General features: G+C 63.9%; 18 protein-coding genes and 1 tRNA gene. 9 read left to right on the top strand and 10 right to left on the bottom strand.

Features of this window, described 5'->3' with window-relative positions:
* On the bottom strand, positions 1 to 320 hold a 320-nt coding region (locus BMY19_RS30535; protein ID WP_139215643.1), incomplete at its 3' end, for a transposase.
* A gap of 126 nt (positions 321 to 446) precedes the next feature.
* Here BMY19_RS30535 and BMY19_RS31660 point away from each other — a divergent pair.
* The 3 genes from BMY19_RS31660 (at position 447) to BMY19_RS21985 (ending at position 2,961) form a co-directional block, all read left to right on the top strand.
* Entirely contained in the window at positions 447 to 572 is a 126-nt protein-coding gene (locus tag BMY19_RS31660; protein ID WP_280141640.1) for a hypothetical protein, read from the top strand.
* A 419-nt stretch (positions 573 to 991) separates the two neighbouring features.
* Positions 992 to 1,435 (top strand): hypothetical protein, encoded by a 444-nt coding sequence (locus BMY19_RS21990; protein WP_139215660.1) that lies wholly within the window; start codon positions 992 to 994, stop codon positions 1,433 to 1,435.
* 293 nt (positions 1,436 to 1,728) lie between these two features.
* The gene (locus BMY19_RS21985; protein ID WP_100252930.1) at positions 1,729 to 2,961 is read left to right on the top strand and encodes a hypothetical protein; all 1,233 of its coding nucleotides are present in this window, start codon (positions 1,729 to 1,731) and stop codon (positions 2,959 to 2,961) included.
* A gap of 153 nt (positions 2,962 to 3,114) precedes the next feature.
* Here BMY19_RS21985 and BMY19_RS21980 read toward each other — a convergent pair whose 3' ends face one another.
* Positions 3,115 to 4,134: a replication initiator protein A gene (locus BMY19_RS21980; protein WP_170863017.1), complete on the bottom strand. Its 1,020-nt coding sequence runs from the start codon at positions 4,132 to 4,134 to the stop codon at positions 3,115 to 3,117.
* Between the two features lie 475 nt (positions 4,135 to 4,609).
* Here BMY19_RS21980 and BMY19_RS21975 point away from each other — a divergent pair, with 475 nt between their 5' ends.
* The gene (locus tag BMY19_RS21975) at positions 4,610 to 4,996 is read left to right on the top strand and encodes a helix-turn-helix domain-containing protein (protein WP_107351053.1); all 387 of its coding nucleotides are present in this window, start codon (positions 4,610 to 4,612) and stop codon (positions 4,994 to 4,996) included.
* Between the two features lie 102 nt (positions 4,997 to 5,098).
* Entirely contained in the window at positions 5,099 to 5,380 is a 282-nt protein-coding gene (locus tag BMY19_RS30530) for a hypothetical protein (RefSeq protein ID WP_139215659.1), read from the top strand.
* A gap of 767 nt (positions 5,381 to 6,147) precedes the next feature.
* Here BMY19_RS30530 and BMY19_RS21970 read toward each other — a convergent pair.
* Positions 6,148 to 7,289, bottom strand: a protein-coding gene (locus tag BMY19_RS21970) for an IS3 family transposase (protein ID WP_100252927.1) whose coding sequence is annotated in 2 segments (ribosomal slippage) — positions 6,148 to 7,022 and positions 7,022 to 7,289 — 1,143 coding nt in all. Because the reading frame shifts where the segments join, the coding sequence is not laid out codon by codon here.
* A 143-nt stretch (positions 7,290 to 7,432) separates the two neighbouring features.
* On the opposite strand from BMY19_RS21970, the gene BMY19_RS21965 reads away from it, so the two are divergent.
* Together BMY19_RS21965 and BMY19_RS30525 are read left to right on the top strand one after the other, a co-directional pair.
* The gene (locus BMY19_RS21965; protein ID WP_139215658.1) at positions 7,433 to 8,173 is read left to right on the top strand and encodes a hypothetical protein; all 741 of its coding nucleotides are present in this window, start codon (positions 7,433 to 7,435) and stop codon (positions 8,171 to 8,173) included.
* Positions 8,174 to 8,362: a hypothetical protein gene (locus tag BMY19_RS30525; RefSeq protein ID WP_139215657.1), complete on the top strand. Its 189-nt coding sequence runs from the start codon at positions 8,174 to 8,176 to the stop codon at positions 8,360 to 8,362. It abuts the gene before it with no gap.
* Positions 8,363 to 8,582: 220 nt separating this feature from the next.
* On the opposite strand, the gene BMY19_RS30520 is transcribed toward BMY19_RS30525, so the two are convergent.
* On the bottom strand, positions 8,583 to 9,599 hold the full coding sequence (locus BMY19_RS30520; protein ID WP_170863016.1) for a hypothetical protein: 1,017 nt from the start codon (positions 9,597 to 9,599) through the stop codon (positions 8,583 to 8,585).
* 483 nt (positions 9,600 to 10,082) lie between these two features.
* On the opposite strand from BMY19_RS30520, the gene BMY19_RS21960 reads away from it, so the two are divergent.
* On the top strand, positions 10,083 to 10,691 hold the full coding sequence (locus BMY19_RS21960) for a recombinase family protein (RefSeq protein WP_100252925.1): 609 nt from the start codon (positions 10,083 to 10,085) through the stop codon (positions 10,689 to 10,691).
* A gap of 131 nt (positions 10,692 to 10,822) precedes the next feature.
* Here BMY19_RS21960 and BMY19_RS21955 read toward each other — a convergent pair whose 3' ends face one another.
* Positions 10,823 to 12,250: a hypothetical protein gene (locus tag BMY19_RS21955; RefSeq protein WP_139215655.1), complete on the bottom strand. Its 1,428-nt coding sequence runs from the start codon at positions 12,248 to 12,250 to the stop codon at positions 10,823 to 10,825.
* Positions 12,247 to 13,866 carry a VPA1262 family N-terminal domain-containing protein gene (locus BMY19_RS21950; protein WP_139215654.1) on the bottom strand — a complete coding sequence of 540 codons (1,620 nt, stop codon included), beginning with the start codon at positions 13,864 to 13,866 and terminating at the stop codon, positions 12,247 to 12,249. Before BMY19_RS21950 ends, BMY19_RS21955 begins: the two co-directional genes overlap by 4 nt.
* A gap of 564 nt (positions 13,867 to 14,430) precedes the next feature.
* Here BMY19_RS21950 and BMY19_RS21945 point away from each other — a divergent pair.
* Positions 14,431 to 15,564 (top strand): site-specific integrase, encoded by a 1,134-nt coding sequence (locus BMY19_RS21945; RefSeq protein ID WP_100252922.1) that lies wholly within the window; start codon positions 14,431 to 14,433, stop codon positions 15,562 to 15,564.
* A 25-nt stretch (positions 15,565 to 15,589) separates the two neighbouring features.
* Here BMY19_RS21945 and BMY19_RS21940 read toward each other — a convergent pair.
* From BMY19_RS21940 to BMY19_RS21925, 4 genes are all read right to left on the bottom strand, one after another.
* A tRNA-Arg gene (locus tag BMY19_RS21940) sits at positions 15,590 to 15,666 on the bottom strand.
* Positions 15,667 to 15,790: 124 nt separating this feature from the next.
* Positions 15,791 to 16,543, bottom strand: coding sequence for a nucleotidyltransferase family protein (locus BMY19_RS21935; RefSeq protein WP_091927888.1), 753 nt, complete (start codon positions 16,541 to 16,543; stop codon positions 15,791 to 15,793).
* A gap of 19 nt (positions 16,544 to 16,562) precedes the next feature.
* Entirely contained in the window at positions 16,563 to 18,125 is a 1,563-nt protein-coding gene (gene tsaE, locus BMY19_RS21930) for a tRNA (adenosine(37)-N6)-threonylcarbamoyltransferase complex ATPase subunit type 1 TsaE (protein ID WP_244534975.1), read from the bottom strand.
* Positions 18,126 to 18,302: 177 nt separating this feature from the next.
* Positions 18,303 to 19,583, bottom strand: coding sequence for an EAL domain-containing protein (locus tag BMY19_RS21925; RefSeq protein ID WP_100252920.1), 1,281 nt, complete (start codon positions 19,581 to 19,583; stop codon positions 18,303 to 18,305).
* Positions 19,584 to 19,632 lie beyond the last annotated feature (49 nt).

Here is a 19,632-nt window from a genome sequence, read left to right as displayed (position 1 = left end):
ACCGCCGGCACGAAAGCCGGCAGCGCGGCGGCGGCCTGGCGCGCCTCGCGTCGCCACGTGAACAGCTGCTGCGGCGTCAACCCGTGCCGGCGGGCCACCACCGACACCACCGCGCCCGGAACGAACGTCTCCTCCAGGATCCGCGCCCGGTCGTCCGCGCTCCAGCGCCTGCGGCCGACCGCGCCGTCGATCACCTCAAAACGCCGGACCGTCCCCTCCGGCTCAAGTCTACGGTCAAGTCGAGACACAAAACGATCCTCTCGTGGCGGATCGTCAAACTGCCCGGTCAGGTCGCCCCACAGAAGATGGGGCCGGAACATCGCTTACGCTTCATCGTGCTGCCCGGACTGACGCATCCTCTATAAGGACGGATTTCGTACACCACGCACGCGGTTGCCTCCCCATAAGATGCCCGCTTGTGATTCGTGACGAGTAGCCGGAGCGACATGCCGATCAGCCAACGCCAGCTCGCGGTTTCGTTGCTCGCAGCCCGTCACCTCGCCGACCGCGGCATGATCGCGGCCTTCGTCGCCGCCCCAGCAACGCAAGCGGCGCTCAATCCATTCACTTAGACGAGCGCGGGAGCTGTGCGCCAAGATTGGCGACAGCGCGCCGCGGAGTTCCAGTCGTTTAACGTTGAGGCGGGTGGGGATGCCCTGCCTGCTGCAGGCTTTGTCTGCCATGGAAGTGAACTAGGTGCTGGTTCAAGAGATCCTGCGAGCCGGTCCCCACACTGCGAACGTGTTTCACGGCGGCGATGGCTGTCGGATCGTCGAGGCTGTGCTCCACGGCAAGCCCGGGACTGGTCTGCTCGCCATGCCCACGACCAAGTCCATGCGCGTCGCTCTCAGCGCGCGGCCACGCGCTCGCCAGCAGACGAAGCAACTCAATTTGTTCGTATCGGTCGAAGCCTGACGGTTTTCCGAACCACCTTCTGCCGTGCCAGCCCACGGGTGCCGCTCGAAGGCACTGTGATCGAGGGTAGAACCCGGTGGCGATCTGGCGTGGGTTTCGTCTTTTCCGTTCGATCGTATGGTTGCAGGTCTCCGCCACGATCGGTCTCCGTCGCGTCGGTGGTTCGTGCGAGCGCTGCCAACGCCGGCACGGGCAGAACTTCTACCATCTCGGCGACGGACGGTGGTGGGACATGGCGGTGTTCGCGTGGCGCGGTGACGACGACGAGATCTTACGCGTCCAGCCGATGGAGGAGGACCTTGGTCCGATCGCCGTCACCCGTGTCAGGCTGACTGTCACCCGCCGCAATCGTGACCCGCGAGCCGACGGCGTCATCGTCTGTCAGCACTGCCGTAGGCTGCGTGATCGAGCAGAACCGTGGGGCAGTCGTCGGCGCAAGCTGTTCCGCCGCGAGGCGCTCGGCGATTTATTCCAGAGGTGCTACCTGTCGCGATCACAAGCCGTCACCGATGCGAGTTGACGCGAACCGTGGTCGGTATCTCCTCGACACGCTCCTTCATTGCTGGCTCGTCGCCAGAAATTGTCGGCGGAAAATCCCTCGACCCGGTTATCTACGTGGTCATCCCGCCCCCGCTCAGGGCGTGTCACTGAACCCGGCATGTTGCCAGGGGCGCCCCGCCGAGGGGCGAACCATTGCATACCGATCATCACACCGGACCTCATCAGGCAGCCACCGGCACCGGACAAGATAGGCGGGTCGCATCCCCATCCTCGGAGTCATATGGATCGGATGTTGAAGACCACGGCTCCGACATGCCCTTGCTGGGGGTTTGGCGCACCACGGACCGTAAGTCCCCGGTCCCACTGCCGGAAAGCCGCGACCGGTCCTACGCCAAGGCGCGCATTCATATCCTCACGGCGGCCCTGGCTGCCGCCTCATCCGGTCAGGCTGTCTCCTACTCGCGCCGCCCGGAGTGGTACACCGACAACAAGCGCTACGCAGGCTCGGGCCTCACCTACACATACGTGACCCGTGCCATCGACGAACTGCGCGATCTCGGCTGGATCGAGGACATCGTCGCGAAGCCGTGGCCCGAGGGGCGCGGCACGCAATCGACGTTCCAGGCCAGCGAGCATCTGCTGCAACTGGCCGCCGACACGCCCCTCGCCTACCGCCCCGATGAAGTGATCGTCCTGCACGGCACTGATGGCAAATTGGCGAGCTTCCGGGATACGGATTTCACCCATAAGCAACGGCGCGCACTCCGCGGATGGAACGAGGCGGTGACCGCTTCGTCGATCACGCTCAACGCGCCGGACGTAGATTGGACCGGCCGGCCCATTCGGATCGATAACTGCTTCATCGATCCGCGGCGGGTGCACCAGCATCGCGTGTACAACGGGAATTTCCGCCACGGCGGGCGGGCCTACGGCGGCTGGTGGCTGGAGCTGACGCACAGCAAGGACGAGCGCTGGCGCCGCCGCCAAATCCAGATTGATGGTGAGCCGACCGTCGAATTGGATTTTTCCGCGTGTCAGCCTTTCCTCTTATACGCCGAGCTGGGCCTCGTGCCCGACGACGACCCTTATCGCGTCACGGCGGTGGAAAGGCCGACGGTGAAGGAGGCGATGCTCCGGCTGATCAACGCCGCCTCGAAGAGAGAGGCCGAAGGCTCCCTCGCGGCGTGGCTGGCAGGTCTGGGGAATGGCGTCGATCGCGACGACGGTCCCGCGGCGAAGGCCGCTCGAAGGGTCCTGGTCGGCGCACAACTTCCGGAGGCGGGCCGGATCATCGCCGCCATCGCCGACAGGCACCCCCAGATCGCTGGGAAGTTTTGCAAGCCTAAGCTAGGCGTACACCTCCAATGGCTGGAGGCGCAGGTCATGGCGACCGTGGCCAAGCGGTGCCTGAAAGCCAACATCGTGCCGCTATGTGTGCATGACTCGATGCTCGTGCCGGCGAAGTGGAAAGGCCCGCTCGCCGAGTTCATGCATGAGGCGTGGTTCGATCGGTTTGGCGTTCATCCCGTTGTTAAAGCTGTGTGATTTGCCCTGACGTTCCACATGTAGAAAGCGGCGGCGGACGTGTCCGTCGCTCCGTCCTTCCTGGGGGGCTATTGTCCTGTCCTTGCCAGCCTTCACTACCAAGTTGTATTTATCAGTGGACGGTCGCGTCTTTGCGTACCATGTAAATCGGCGTTACAGGTTTATGACCCCATCGTCGATATCGTCTGGCAACTTGTCGGGACGAGGAGCCCGATCGGACCGCTGGGTCGAATGCTTGCCTTTAGGATCTCGCTTATTCCACCGTTTAGGTTCGCGTTCATGGCCCGGGCGCACGTCGATCAGCAGGTCAACACCGCGATCGGTTTCCTGCAATGTGAGGGTGTGGTCGGGCAGTCGGTTCAGCTCTACGATGTCCTGCAGCACGGGGTAGAACTTGCGCCACTCGCTCATGGTCGAAAGTTCGAAGGCCCGGGTCGCAATCATTCGGTGGGGCGGCCCGGGCTGGTACCCCCGGTGTGCCACAGCCCAGCGGGCGACGACGCGCTCCATGGCCTTGCCATTCAAGTCGAAATAGGCCGGATCGATCTTCCTCACTGCAGGCTTGTTAGGTCTGAGGATCTGCTCGATGACCCAGCGCGGGACGGTGACACTCCACTCAGGGTAGAGTTCGTCGGCAGTGCTCTGGCCTCGATGATAATCGTCCAGAAGCGTAAATTTTCGTTCGTCCCGGAAGTCTGTCCCGATGTGCAAACGCACATGGGTGTTCACCAGGCGTTTGAGCGCACCCTCCAGCTTGTTGATCTGCGTTCCGCCGTCTGTCTTAGCGCGGTGGATCGTGGCGAGAAGATCGTTCGGCCGGAATTTCACCACTCGGCTGAAGGTGTCCACTTGGTGGCCCCCCGGGGTATTGGCGAGTTTCATCAGCATGGACACGGCGAAGATCATGATGTCCCAGTCGAGGATGGTGGCCATCCCAATCTGAGGATCGAGCACAGTCACGACGACGAGGGACTTGCCGTCGTCTTTGAACCTGATCGTCAGGTCAGCCCGGCCTTTATTTTTGGGCGAGACACGCACCAGCGGTAGCTTCATCGCCCATGTCAGATCGCGGAATTCCTCGCCAGTCAGCGGCAACCGGCGTCGTTCACTGATCTCGCGGGGCAATCGCGGCTTGCGTGGTGGCTTGCCCCCCAGGGGCGTTTCGTCGGTCATCGGCTTCTCCCTGCTCAAATGCACAGGGTGACGAAGCCGAGCACCAACTCGGCAGGCCGCGGAAAACCCTGCCTTTACATATAAGCTGGAAGGGCCCTCTCGAGCGGGCGCGGGTACACCGCCAAGCCAAGTGGCCGCCCCAGTGTAGCGGCAAAGCAACGGGCGAGTTCGTCTGGGTCGCATAGAGCGCGCCCCCGGGGTAGCGCATAGGCCACTAAGTGCACTCAGACCCGCGCGGATATCTCGGCTCCGTCGTTCGTATCGGGCTGAAGGCATACGGCCCACGTCGCTCAAGCGTTCCTGCCGACGATAAAGCTGGGGCCCGAGTGAGCCGTGGATGAAAGCCATGGCGACACGTCCGGTAAAGGGCCGGCGGTGCTTCATTTCTGATAGGGCGGGTCCGAAGTGCCCAGGACCTTATTTTTGAGCAGGGGGAGGAAATCGCCCGAAACCCCTTCTCTGTGAGCTGCTTGTGATGCCCCGGCGCGCGAAAAATCACGTCCCCAACCCGGTTGATCGCCACATCGGCAAGCGCATGCGGCTGCAGCGGATGATCCGCGGGCACACGACATACAGCCTCGCCGAGGTGCTGGGGCTCAACGAGCGGACGTACCGGGATTACGAGGCCGGTGCCCTGCGGCTGAGCCCGCACCGGCTGGTGCAAATCGCGCGGGCGTTGTGCGTCGAGCCAGGCTTCTGGTTCGTCGAGGCGCCGAGCAGCGTATTCGAGCCGAGCCCACCGATTGACACCGGCAGCATGGGCGATGGTGACACCCGCCGGCTGCTGCCAGCATGGGACACCATGATCGGCCAGCCGAGGAAGCACCTGCTCGGTATCGCGCTGGCACTCGCGCAGAGATGATCAGGAGCAGCTTGAGCCTTGATCGCGAAAATCGCTCCTTAGTACGTCAACACGTCATGAGCCGCCCCCTTGTGCACCGCTTTCGGTGCCGAGGATGTCGAGATGCTGAGTAAGTTCGCCGTTCGCCGGGCCATCCTGACGTACATGCCAACTGATGAGGACAAGGAAATATTCCCAGAAATAAATGAGTGTCTTGCATGCTGCACTAGGGAAATTTTTGGCTATATCGAGCAGATTGATGAATCATCAATTCAACTTTTCGTTTCCAGAAGTTGCGATTTATTCGAGATGGTTGAGTTTATTGCGCAAGAAATTTTAAAGCCGCAAGGTTTTGATGAAATGCAATTCAGCATTACTGCGAGCGGATCCGTTCAGCAGCGTTAATCTCAATGCCTCCAGAAATTGCGAAGTTCCTGTAATTTCTGGAGGTCTTCTTCCGTGCCCCCCGGTTTTTCCGAGCGTATGAATTTTTTTTGGGTTTTGGAGCCAGAGCAGAGACTTCGGAAACGACGCGCCCACCGAGACACAGATCAAGCGGTTCATCATTCAGGCCGTGCACCCGAGGGTGAAGTTCAGGACACATTCTTTGAATGAGGAGCACCGTCATTCGAGTGTCCCCCATGACCTTTTCTGCCAACCAGTTCCGAGCCGTGGATGACACCAACCCCGACTTCCCGGGTGCTACGTCGTGGGCGGTCGAGGAGTGGTTGGAGGCCGAGGGTCGGTGGAAACAGCATTTGGTCCATGGCATGCCGGTCCACCGTCCGACACGCGAGCGCGCTCAGGAGCTGGTCGATCGGCTGAACCGAGGCGAGGACATTGGCGAGTTCCAGCGGCGCGGACCAGGAACGGCTTCGTGGAAGAGTCCGGTCAATAGGTGATTTGGCTGGCTGGATCAGTTGAAGAGAGACAGCCTAATTCGAGGGCCAAATCTTCGTCCATTTTACAGAAACATGTTGCTTTGGGGCAGTCGAGGGCCGACGGTGAAGCATCTTTCACTTGAGGTGCTTCGTTGTCCAAAACCGATCCGCTTGCGGATGCTAGCCATATTGATGCGACCGTCGAACTGGTGTCGGCGTACGTGTCGAAGAACCGGGTTGCGCCGGGTGAAATTGACTTGACCGGTATTTTGGACCGAGCCGATTGAGAGGCTACTGCATGGCCGCTGCCATGGGTAGCCGGTAGGCCAGATCCGGGTAGCTGACAGGCGCGGGCGGCCGATAGCCCAGGGATGAGTGCGGCCGGACGCGGTTGTAGGTAGTTTGCCAAAGACCGATCACGATCTGTGCCTCGTTCAGCGAGTAGAAGATCTCCTGTCTCAGGCACTCATCCTGAAGCTTGCTATTGAAGCTCTCGCAGTACCCGTTCTCCCACGGCGAGCCCGGCGCGATGTACTGGATCTGTGCTCCGGCTTTGGCGACCCATTTGCGCAGCGCCTTCGAGATCATCTCAGGGCCATTATCGCAGCGGATATGCTTCGGGATGCCGTGCAGGCACATGGCGTCGGCCAGCGTCTCGATCACGCCGACGCTGTTGATGCGTCGCGCCACCTTCAGCGCCAGACAAGTCCGGCTATGCTCGTCGATCAGCGTCAGGACCCGGAGCGAGCGTCCGTCGTGGGTCCGCGCTTGCACGAAGTCGAAGCTCCAGACGTGGTTGCGGTGGAGCGGCCGCAGTCGCACGCACGAGCCGTCATTCAGCCAAAGCCGGCTGCCCGGCCGGTGCTTCTGCGGGACCTTCAGCCCCTCGCGACGCCAGATGCGCTGAACCCGATCCCTGCCCACCTGCCAGCCGGCTGTCTGTAGCAGCGCGGTGACGCGGCGATAGCCATAGCGTCCGTACTCGGACGCCAGGGCAATGACGGCGCGGGTCAGCTCATCCTCGTCGGCCAGCACGGTCGGCACGTAGCGTTGCGTGCCGCGGTGTTGACCGACGATCCGGCAGGCGTGACGTTCCGAGAGGCCGTACATCTCCCGGATCCCGTCGACCGCCTGCCGGCGTCGCTCGGGGGCTACAAGTTTCCCGAGGCGACGTCCGCCAGCACCTGCTTCTCCAAGGACAGGTCAGCTACGAGCCGGCGCAGCCGCGCGTTCTCGCGCTCCAGGTCCTTCATCTTCCTGGCCTGGTCGACTTGGAGGCCGCCGTACTCCTTGCGCCAGCGGTAATAGCTCTGCTCGGAGATCTCCGCCTCCTTGCACACCAGCGCTAAACTCTTGCCTTGTGCCGTCTGCACCTCGATCTGGCGCAGCTTCATCACGACCTGCTCCGCGCTCGTCTTCTGACCTCGCCGCATGTCCGACTCCTTCGGTCCTGGCTGATCCTCTCAATCAGCCCGGTCCAAAGCCAGCCGGTCAGGTCAAGTGTCGATACCCTTGCCAATGGGATTATCAGATTGCTGCGCACAGCAGGCTCGCCATACCCAAGGTTGCAGGTACTATGGCCCGGCCGATCTATTCCGAGACGCCAATCATGAAGCCTGCGGATGCCGACCTTGGCGTGACGATCGATTTCGCGAAGGGCGCCCCCAACCCGCGCCGTGTGTTCGGTGGACTGGTTACGATCCTAGAGGGTCTGGAAGCGCTCGATCGTGTCGTCGTCGCGGCCCTCGACCCGCGCATCGTGCCCCTGATGGTGTTGGAGGATGTCGAAGCCGGCTCGATAACCGCATGGGTACGTACGCGGTTGCGCCAGTCGGACGACGAAGTGTTGAAATCGGGAGATTGGAAGAAGGCGGTCGGCTCAATCCTCGTGAAGGGTAAGCACCGCACCCTAGAATATCTCGACGCCAAGCATGCGGAAAACGAAGGCCAACGCCTGAAACAGCTCCGTGATGATCTCCAGGTGCTCACCGAATCCTCACCAATTCGGCATCTCCCTCAACCAGCGCAGATAGAACTACGCGACCTCGTGAAGCCGCTCGATCAAATCCAGGCTAGCCAGTCTGCGCTGTCGCCCAGCGATCGGCTCCTGCTGACGACAGATGCCGGGGTGTACGAGGCTAACGTGGCTGAGACCAAGCGCCCAAGTGAGTTCGTTACGGAGGCCGAGGGTTGCACGTTGAGCGGCGTTCTGCCGATGAACCTGCTGGTTCGCCGGCCGGATTATCTCGGCGAGGCAAAGTGGGAGTTTAAGCACGGCCGCGACACGGTGACGGCCGCGATTCTCGACGAGGTGTAGTTGCAGCGGTTCCGCGCCGGGGCGGTGCCGATTGTTCCAGGCTCCGCGCTCGCATGCATGGTTCGGTACGCCTGCATCTACGACAAAGGCGGCCGCCTGATCTCGGTTCAACACGATGTGGTTGAGGTCCAGCGCATCATCCCGCCGACGCACGGGCCCGACGAGCTGATCATCTTCGCCGAGTCCTAAGCCGTAGGAATGGTGGTATCGACGGGGCAGGCTTTTAGCCGCCGGTAGCATGATGCTCATCGGCTGGGGCAAATTGCTGCGAAGTTAAGTGCTTCCAATTCAACCGCGTGAAACAGCGTTAGGAACAAACGCGCGCCTAGAGAGCTGCGGCTGTTTTATGAGTCTAATTTTCGGCTAGCCGATGCGACGAACCAACCTCCAAATGTTTGTTGATTGGGCATTACCCTGCTGGCGAAGCTGGATTATTTGCGGGCACAGCCTGTGTCAGCAAGTTTTCAAAGTACGCAGTGCCCTGATAACCAACCAAAGCTCCTATAACAAAGCCACCAAAAAAATCTTCAACCGTAATAAATCCCTGGGCTCCAGTTTTTCGCGATAAAGCCATGGCAGAAATGATGGACATTACCACGGATCCGCCCAGCATAACGCCAAGATAGATGAATTCTTTGGCAGAAATTTGCAAAATATCTGTAGGTATTTCAGAAAACAATTTCACAAAACGCGCAATCCATCCCAGCGCCGCACCAATGATAGAGCCTATAATGATTGAGCGAAGAGGAGGCCGAGCATCAAAATTTAGAGACAGCACCTGAGTGAATTCCGTGTTGTCGCTTCCGAGGCAATAATGCAATTCTGACTTCAATTTCAGCTTTGTTGGCTTGAAGAACAGCCAGCCACGGGTGTAAATGTCAAGATAAGCATTTATTTCACAATGAGGCTGTATTATAATATTATCTAATTTATCTGGATAAGATGAAGGTGCTGTGGCTATTATTTTCGCAGCGCCACTTGCATTAACTCTGACGTTGCTGTATTGATCTAAAGTAGCTCCTATTGATCCGATGTCTACGGTTGAATCCCCATCGGCATTGATCTCCAAACTGCTACTCTTTTTTTGCGACGTAAATTCAGCCTTCAACCCGCCAAAACCTATACTGTAACCTACTACACTTCCAAATGCATGTTTCAGCCCCGAGGCGAATTGACTAGAAGATCCACGGATTATCGACGGTGCGACAGTGTTCTGCGTTGAGGATTTTAAATTCGAAGATCTGGGTTCTTTAAGTTCAATTATTCTTACCGGAACATTGAACGGGTTCTTGATAGTTATTACAACGATGTTTCCGGAGCCGGCTTCATAAGTTTCATCATCAACGGATGCATCCAACCGACCTGGAGGACCTGCCAGGACCGGTGAGGAGGGAACAGTTGCATTCATTGTGGCAGCCATTTTCACAAGCACGCGCCTGATAAATTGTTATATGTGAGAAGCTTAGCTTGAACCGCAACAGAAGCAAATCACGTTGTTGCTCCCGGAGCCCAACGATTAGGAGGCGGGGCTGCATTCGCTCAACGGACTTTATCGGCTAGCGCTCTCGCGTTACAAAAATCAGAAATTTCCCATGGATTCGGATCGATGGGAGGCTGCAGCCTCCGGTGTGCCAAATCTACCGTGTCAAGTTCGAACATGCACTTTGGGCTGGTGTTTAAAGCGTCAGCTCGAGGGTTCGACGCCCTGCCTAGAGTCTTTGTGTCTGCCTCGACCAATTACGAGCAACTCATGCACCGAGCGCAATAGCGCAGTCAGTCCAATAGGGCTTGGTCATGTGGAGCGTTCCACCACGCCCCAAATTCTATTCCGATAAAATCACTTTGATTTTTGGAATGCGATCGTGTCCAATGTCAATGAGTCTATTGGAACGGTTCGCCGAGGTTCAGCATGCTGGTGGGGTACGCCCGAGTTTCCACTCTCGACCAAGAGGCCGGGTTTGAGGCGCAACTTCGCGAGCTGGAGCGCGTAGGCTGCGAAAGGTTGTTTAGCGAGCAAGTGTCGTCGGTCGCGAAACGCCCGCAGCTGACGGCGGCGCTGGAGTTCGTCCGGGAGGGCGACACGCTCGTGGTGACCAAGCTCGACCGGCTGGCCCGATCAGTGACGCATATGGGCGAGATTCTGACCGGGCTCGAAGCCAAGGGTGTGGCGCTGCGCATCATGAGCTTAGGCGTTGATACGGGTACTTCGACAGGAAAGCTGATGCTCAACGTGCTGGCCGGCGTGGCGCAGTTCGAGCGGGAGATGATGCTGGAGCGCCAGCGCGAGGGCATCGCCAAGGCCAAGGCCGCCGGGCTGTACAAGGGGCGTAAGCCGACCGCGCGAGCCCGTGCCGGCGAGATCGAGGCGTTGGCAGCGGAGGGGCTGAGCATGGCCAAGATCGCCAAGCGGCTCGGGATCGGCGTGGGCAGCGTCCACCGGGCGCTTCGTCCAACGGACGCGGCCACGGTTATGGCGACTTCAGGCGAGAGCGCGGTAAGAGCATCGCCGAGAACATGAAACGCGTACCCGTCGAGTGGTGGAAAAAGCTCGCGTCAGACATATCACGACCTTTCCGTCGCTGAGTTTGTCCGACGCGTGAAGTTCGATGCAGCAGAGGACGGCGGCGCTCGCTGCGCGTGTTTCCGTCCTCAACTCCCGTCCCAGTGATAGCGACGGCGGACGAACGGTTCGGCTGCGGCCGGCGGCAAATGAACGCCCGGGCCCGGGAGCCAGTCGTTGCCGTCTGGCGATACGCCCCTCGCGTGGGCGGTGATTTGGTAGCGCGAGAGGAGCCGAAAGAAGGTCGAGATCGCCACGCTGACAGACGCGTGCCAACCGAGGTCCAGTTCGTGAAGGCCGCGCGCAAATTCTGCGTCCGGGTCCGACGCGCTCCCGGAGTGCCCTTCGACGAGCCAGCCCACGACGGCATAGTCGAGTTCGGTGGTCGCAATCCCAGTCAGGTTCCTGTCCCGGTCACCCACGTCGAAGTCCCACGCCCGCCACCGCTCGTGGGCGCTCCTCCAGAGGACGCGCCGCCGTTCGGCGTCCGCATGGACTCGAAATGCCGTCAGGCAGCCAGTGACAGCGGCGCGCCCATCGCCGCCCAGGGTGCTAAGCGAGATGCTGTACACGTAAGCTTCGAGTGCGCCGTCGCTGGCACAGGCGAGCGCACGGCCAAGGGATTCCTGCATGTGCGGGTTGCGGACGGGGTAGCGGTTGCACACCGCGAGCCAACTGGGCCACCAGCGCTCGTCGGCCGCGAGGACGGTGAGCAGATCGGTGAGGGCCGCCCCTTCATCGAGGGTGAGGGTGCGCCTCTCTCGCCGCACGACACGCTCGACCGCGGCGAACCGGGCATGCGGGCTGGCGGTTTCAACAGCGACACGGAAGGCCTCTTCGAGAGGCAACGGCCCCAACAGCAAATGACCATGCGTCCAACTCTCGACGCCATTGACGAGGCGGATCAGGCTGGGGCGGTCCAGCGCGAGCAATCCGTGAAGCGCCTGCATCGCGGCGGCGTCGAGGTTTGGTAAGCGCGGGAAGGCGTGGGCCAGCTCCGCAAGCTGCGCCCAATCGCCCGCCCGCTCCGCGTCTTGCAGGAAGGCCAAGTGCTCGCGCTCCCAGACTGGCGCATTCGCTGGGACATGAGCGTGTGGCGCCCGGCCCCGGATGACTGCCCGGAGGCCCGCCGGGATGAATTCCCGTTCGACGAACCGCGATCGCGCCGCCTCCCAGAAACCCCCGGCCTCATCCCAGAAAGCCGCGCAGACCAAAGCCGCTTCGAACCTTTGCACGGCGTTGTCAGTGCCCGGGCCCAGCTCGCACAGCGTGTGCACGACCCAACCGAGGCGCGCGGACAACCTGCGCACCTCATCCGAGTCCAGCGTCGGCAGGGCCGCGAGCGCGGTCGGCACGTCACCGAGGTCCCGGCGGGCCGCGGCCGACAAGCTGTCGAGCGTGGCGTTGGTCACCGCGGACCCGCCCTCCCGGATCACGGCCTCTACGGCGACGGGCGGCTCGACCTGACCATCCCAAGCTTCCAGGAGGCGGACGAGTGCCCGCACCCGCGCGGTCACCACGACCTCCAGACGACGTGCTCCGGCTGGTCCACCGCGGACCAGAGATCCTGGAAGGCCCCGGCGATCAGCGCGGGGTTCGAGACGCGCTGCAGGATGTGGTGCGCGTTGCCCAGGCTGTTGACGGACGTGCCCAGCGACCACGCCAGCGGACCGTTCGGGCCGTTCGGGAAGATCAGGAACCGGTCATGGAACGCCCAGCCGCCGGGTCCCCGGCTGTTGCGGTACTCCAACCTCAGGCCCTCCAGGTTGCCGCCGTGGCGAGCGAGGAGGCCCCGCTGGCGATCCGCGAATGAGGCCGGCGGTGGCTGCACCGACCCCGGCTCGGCCCCTCCCGGTCGCGTCACGCGTGGCGGATCGCTTCCGTCGCTCAGGCCCCTCAAGAGTACTCCGCCGTGGGGGCACCAAAACAGTGTCTGAAGGAGATCGGCGGCGGTGAGGTAGGGATCCCACAGGTCCACCCCCCCCTCGCCATGTCGTGCGATGAGGAAGCGGATGTCGGCCAGAGCGCGAGCCCGCTCCGCCGACGAGCCGGCGGCCGGCCGGTACTGGACGAAATCGCGCGTCTCCTCCAAGCGGCGGCCCTCTTCGAGGTTTTGGCGCCGACCGAGCCAGAAGTCGGCGTCCTGGCTAGGATTCTCGCCGACGACGGTCCTCGTCGTCGCGATGAGACCGACGCGCTCCGGCCTAATGACGCCGTCATGGTCCGCGGCGCTGAACAGCCGGGGTTCGTGCCGCCGCATGTGGCTGTTGAGCGTGAGCCCTCTGAACACCGAGGTCGGCGCGGTCGCGATCAGAAGCGCGCCCGTCCCAACGTCGAGCACCTCCATCTCGATGGGCCGCTGCCGGCCGTCGATCGCTAGGTTGCCGCCGCGTTCGAGCTGCTCGCTGACCACGGCGCCCGTCAGGAGTTCGTCCCATTTGGCGCGCGCGGTAGCCGTCAGGGCACGAGGCGACGTCCCCGGCCGCCATGTCGTATCAAGCCGCAAATGGTCGCCGTCCCGGGGCACCACGACACCGGGCACGACGACAGTGACCGGCACCTGTATCAGCACATCCCCCAACAGGTCCGCCAAGCCAGCGAAGGCAATCGGAACGGCGGCCGACACCGCGTCGGAAAGTTGCTGCAGGCGGCGGCGGTCGGCGAAGAAGGGGGTGAGGTGCAGCTTCTGCCGATCAAGCAGGCGGAACACGTATGACCCAGCCCAAAAATTGTTTTTGAGGACCCTATTGAGCGGGACAGCCACCGAGCCATCAGGGGGCGCAAACATCGGGGGCTCGGGCCGCAGAGCACCGACTTGGAGGGAACAGCCGCTCAGCGCCCACACCCCAGTTTGCGCATAATTTTCGAGGGTTTGATCAAGAGCCGGCAAGGGTCGGAGCGTGCGCGCGACGCCAAAGGACCAGTTGCGGAAGCTCTCCACCCGTATCCGTGGTGTCAAAAACTGCGGTCGATCGGCATCCCCCACGTCCGGGCGGCCTTCCGCAAGAACGGCCAGCGAAAGGACGTTCAGGGGTTGAGCGTCGCGTGGTGTGGCCGTGACTTCGATTAGCTCGACGTGGTCGAATCGCCCGATCCGACCGTGCTCCAGCAGCGGGCGCAGCTGCTCGCGCAACCGTGCATATGCCGCGATCCCGCCGTCAGACTGACTGCTAGGTCCGCTGGGGATCGGCTCCGGCGCTCCAGCCGTCATCAAATTTTACCCCCGAGTTCGTCGATACGCATACGCCTGAATCGTTCCTCGCTGAAGTTGGGCCAGGGATATTTAGGCTTACACTAGGTAGGATTGAGCGCTGGTTACGAGGGCACGAAAGGCACAACCAGCTCACGAGATCGTCCCGCCGTTATATGTACTCAGGAACGCGACTTTCGCGCTTCCGGCATGCACGTGCAGCGCTCCGCACGGCGAGCCAGGGACGGTTGTTGGCAGCGCGTTCGAGAACGATGTCGGATACCAGTTTGTTGTCGCCCCGGTGTGTCACGAAGGCTGAGGCTGCGGAGCTGTGCCGTATCACCCCCGGCCAATTTACCCGGTGGATGAAGCTTGGGCTCGTCCCCGGCCCATTGCGTGGCACCAAGCGCTGGCTGGTAGCCGAAATTGATTCTTTTCTCGGCCGGGTTAATTCCTGTGCTCCCCCACTGAAGGAGGCTGATCACCTACAACAGTGGAAGATGCGACGTGATCAGCGAACTGCCGGGGATCAACATCGTCCGCAAGTGGCGCGCGGACGGCACTGAAATTATTTATTATTATCACCGCGCAACCAAGACCAGAATCTTTGGACTGCCGGGGACGGTTGAATTTCGATCCAGTTACGCCGCCGCTGAGGCGAGCATCCGTCGCTCGCAAACAACACAGAATGTGGTTTGGCTCATCCGGCGATACACTGACTCGCCGGAGTTCAATAAGAAGTTGGCATTAAGCACGCAAAGGGAATACCGGCGCATGCTCACAACTATGGAGCCAGAATTTGGCGATATGCCGGTTTTAGCTCTTCAGGACCACGAAGTCATTACTGTTTTCATGGAATGGCGGGACAGGGTGGCGACCGGCTCGGGAGAGCGTGAGGCAGACAACAGGCTTTCGGTGCTGTCAGCCATGCTTACGTGGGCCAAGCGCCGGGGTCACATCCACTCCAATCACGTTCGCGGATTTGAACGCTTACACAGCGCCGATCGATCGGAGATTATTTGGCTGCCCGAGCATATCGAGGCGTTCATGAGCGTGGCGCCGCTAGAGTTACAGCGGGCGCTCATGCTCGCGCTGCACACCGGACAGCGGCAGGCCGATATTTTGGGGTTGGAGTGGTCGGCATACGACGGCAAGAATATTTGGCTGAGGCAGGGCAAGAACGCGCGGCATGGACGGGCAGCGCCGCTCATGAGGATCCCGTGTACCGAGGCGTTACGCGGCACGCTCGATGGGATGGATCAGACGACATCGCACATCGTCACCACGAAGTCCGGCCGTCCGTTCGGGAAGCGGTATTTCGCTCGTACGTGGCATCGAGCGACGCGCGAAGCACAGCTCGATCGGGCCAGACTGTTCGGCTTCAGAGCCCCGGTAGCGTTGCACTTCCACGACCTACGAGGAACTGCCATCACGCTGCTTTCGGAAGTCGGATCCACGCCCCAGGAAATCGCGGCAATCACCGGCCATAAGCTGGCGAGCGTGACCCAGATCCTCGACCGCTATTTGGCGCGATCCGGCGGACTGGCTGATCGTGCAATCGAAAGGTGGGAAAAGTCGTCGGCCACGGAGTATGCAAACCGCTTGCAAACTCGCCAACCGTCGCTGGCCCGGCGTTCCTGATTATCCAGCAAAAACAGGTAGTTGATGGCGCGCCCGAAAGGATTCGAACCTCTGACCCCCAGATTCGTAGTCTGGTGCTCTATCCAGCTGAGCTACGGGCGCCTGACACGGCGGCGGGCTCTCGGCCCGCCGGTGTGAAGGGGCTTCTAGAGGCTCAGATCCGGCTTGGCAAGACACTTCGGACAAGGACTTCGCGCTCCGCGCATCGTGCCCCGGATCCGGCTCTCTACGGGGCCCGGGCGCTCGCGCGAACGCGCTCCTCCGCGGCCCGGATCGCCTCCGGCGTGCCGACATGCAGCCACTGGCCGTCGAGCCGCATCCCGAACAGCCGCCCCGCCGCGATCGCCCGGTCGAACAGCAGGTTGAGCGAGAAGGCGCCCTCCGGCGTGTCGGCGAAGAGGCCCGGCGTGAGGATCGCCACCCCCGCGTAGATGAACGGCGCCACCGCGCGCTCGCCGCGGCGCTCCAGGCGGCCGTCCGGATCCATCACGAAATCCCCGGCGCCCTCGTAGCCAAGGCTGGTGGCGGTCGGTGCCACCAGCAGCAGGCCGTCCATGCGGTCCCCGTCCCAGGTCTCGATCAGCCGGCGCAGGTTGGAGGCCGGCCCCTCGAGCCAGAACGAATCCGAGTTCAGCACCACGAACGGCGCGTCGCCCAGGAGCGGCAGCGCCTTGCGGATGCCGCCGCCCGTCTCCAGCAGCGCCGCGCGCTCGTCGGAGACGGTCGTGGCCGGTCCCGGGGCCGCCCCCTCGGCCCGGCGCGCGAGGTGCCCCTCGATCAGGTCGGCGAGGTAGTGGACGTTGACGACTGCGCTTCCGATCCCGGCCTCGGCGACCCGGTCGAGGGCGTGGTCGAGCAGGGCCTTGCCGGACACCTCCACCAGGGGTTTCGGCACGGTGGCGGTCACCGGCCGCATGCGCTTGCCCAGGCCCGCGGCCAGGACGAAGGCGCGGCTGACGGCGGGGCTGGGATCGCTCATGCGGTCGGGAATCCGGTGGTCAGGGGTCGGGCGCCGGGGCGACGAGGCCCGGCAGATGGTCCGCGTGCCAAGCCCGCAGACCGGCGAGCGCCGGATGGGCGAGGTTGCGGGCGAGGTAGCCCTCGATCCGCGGCAGGTGGGCGAGGTAGCCGGGCTTGCCGTCGCGCCGGTCGAGGCGCGCGAAGATGCCGAGGATCTTGGTGGCCCGCTGGGCCGCCAGCAGCGCGTAGGCGGTGGCGAAGGCGCCGACGTCGAAGGTCGGGTCCCGGCCGCGGCGCTCGCGGGCGTAGAGGCCGAGGAGCCGCAGCTCGAACTCCGCGCTGGAATCGACCCGGGCATCCTGCAGCAGCGAGGCGACGTCGTAGGCCGGGTGGCCCATGACGGCGTCCTGGAAATCGATCAGCCCGACCCGCTCCAGCCCGTCGCGCTCGGGCAGCCAGATCAGGTTCGGGGAATGGTAGTCGCGCAGGGTCCAGGTCGGCCGGTCCGGGATCGCGCCCTGGAGCGCCCCCCGCCACAGATCGACGAAGGCCGCCCGCGTCTCCGCCGACAGGCTGACGTTCCGGATCGCCGGGGCGTACCATTCGGGCATCAGCTCCGCCTCGAACAGCAGCGCCTCCATGTCGTAGGGCGGCAGCCTGTGCTCGATCCCCTCGGCCACGGGCAGGACCGGGGGCAGCGGGTTGGCGTGGAGCTTGGCCAGCACGCGCACCGCCTCGGCGTAGCGCTCGGGCCGCGGGGCGCCGCCCTCGATCACCGGCTCGCTGCCGAGATCCTCCAGGATGAGCAGGCCCTCGGTCAGGTCCTCGCCGTAGATCTTCGGGGCCGAGAAGCCGAGTGCCCGCAGGCCGCGGTCGAGGGCCACGAAGGCGTGGACGCTCTCGGCGAGGTGCACGATCGCGCTGTAGGGCTTGCCGTCCCGCACCGGCGGCCCGTCGGGTCGCGGCGGCGCGATCATCAGCACGGCGCTGGTGCCGTCGGGCTTGGTCAGGCGCTCGTAGGCGCGGGAAGAGGCGTCCCCCTGCATCAAGGTCCGCTCGGCGATGTCCCAGCCGCTGCGGTCGAGGAGGCGGCGCACCGCGCGGGCCCGGTCGAGGCGGGCGCGCATGCCGCCGGTGCCGTCGATCCGCGCGAGCCGCGCCTCGGGGCCGAACTCCGCCCGCAGGGACAGGTCCACGGTCAGCACCGGGCCGGCGCGGGGCGGCATCCGGTCGGGCCACTCCACCAGGGTGATCGCGCCCTCGGCCATCTCGTCGAAGCCGAGTTCCACCAATTCGTCGGGGTCGCGCAGCCGGTACAGGTCGGCGTGGACGATCGGCCGGCCGTCGCGGGCCGCGTAGGGCTGGATCAGCGTGAAGGTCGGGCTCGGCACCTCCAGGCGCGGGTCGCCGGCGAGCTCGCGGATGACCGCGCGGGCGAGCGTGGTCTTGCCACCACCCAGGCCGCCGGACAGAGCCACGACGTCCCCGGGCATCAGGAACTCGGACAGGAACAGGCCGAGATCCTCGGTGGCCGTCTCCTCCGGCAGCACGAATTCCCAGGGCGCCGGATGCGCGGATGCCCCCGCAGCCCCTTCGGCCATCTGCCCGTCCCGCTCGTCTCCGCCCAAAGCCCGCCTCCGAGACCCGAAGACGCATGGTCCGAAAACACGCACCGGATGCAAGCGTTTCCGCCCGGAGCCGCGCGCTTCCCGCCCGCCCGGTGCATCGAAACCACGCTCGCGGGGGTGGCGAAAGACCGCGCCGGGCCCGGGAATCCGTCAGGCCCGGACGTGGAACCCGTGCCGCCCCGGATCAGCCTCCCCGGAGAGCCCGACGCGCCACGCCTCGGCGTTCCAGGCCGCCGCCGCCGCGAGGGCGTCGGCCTCCGGCATCGGGCGGCCGAAATGGTAGCCCTGGCCCAGGGCGCAGCCCATCGCCGCGAGGGCCTCCGCCTCGGCGCGGCCCTCGATGCCCTCCGCGACCGCCGCCACCCCGATCTCCTCGGCGAGCCGCAGGATGGTCTGGACGATCCGGCGATCGCGCGGCTCCGCCAGCATCGCCCGGACGAAGGCCCGGTCCACCTTGAGCGTGGTGATCGGCAGGGTGCTGAGATGGCTGAGCGAGGAGTAGCCGGTGCCGAAATCGTCCACCGCGATGCCGAGGCCGGCGGCGCGACAGCGCGCGAGGGCGGCCGCGGCCCCGGCCGGATCCTGCATCAGCGCGCTCTCGGTGACCTCGATCTTGAGGGCGCCGGGCGCGAGGCCGGTCCGGCGCAGCATCGCGTCGACGAGGCCCGGTATGTCCGCGCGGGCGAGATCCTGGGCCGTGACGTTGAAGCTCACGAACAGGGAGGGCTCGACGGAGGCGGGCGCGCGCAGGCCGGCCTGCAGGATGCGGGGCACGATCCGGCCGATCGCGTCGATCACCCAGGCGGTGATCGCCAGGATCAGGCCGTTCGCCTCGGCGGCCGGAATGAAGGCGGCGGGGGGCACGAGCCCGCGCTCGGGATCGTGCCAGCGGATCAGGGCCTCGAAGCCGGCGAGGCGCCCGGTGGCGAGCCGCACGATCGGCTGCAGGAACAGCGCGAACTCGTCCCGGGCCAGGGCGCGCCGCAGGGCGCGCTCCTGCGCGAGCGATGCGACCGTCGCGTCGAAATCGGCGCGGGCGGAGGGCGACGGCGGCGCCTGAAGCCCCTCGGCGGAAGCCGGCCCGAGGCGGGGCAGGGTCTCGCGAAACCGGGCGATGAGTCCCTCGAGGCAGAGGCGCAGGATCGGATCGGCGCCGGCGAGCCGCTGGCGGATCTGCGCCGCGTCCACCGGGACGAGCACGCAATCCGCCTCGGCGCGCGCGCCGGCGGAGCGCGGGAGGGCGTCGAGGATGGCCATCTCGCCGAAGATCTCGCCGGGGCCGCGCCGGGCGAGCACGGCCTCACCGCCGTCGCGCCGCCGGAAGATCGCGATGCGCCCGCTCAGGATCAGGTAGGCGCAGTGCCCGATCGCCCCCTCCTCGAACAGGACGGTGCCGGCCGGGAGAGTGACGGGATCGGAGAGGTCGTGCATCGGTCGGGGACGCTGCGCCTTCGCGGGGAAAGCCCGGCGCGAGCTTTGG

The organism is Methylobacterium sp. UNC300MFChir4.1 (assembly GCF_900110155.1).
Classification (GTDB): Bacteria; Pseudomonadota; Alphaproteobacteria; order Rhizobiales; family Beijerinckiaceae; genus Methylobacterium.
Note: the sequence above shows the minus strand (reverse complement) of the source record. Positions and strands in the feature narration are given on the sequence as shown.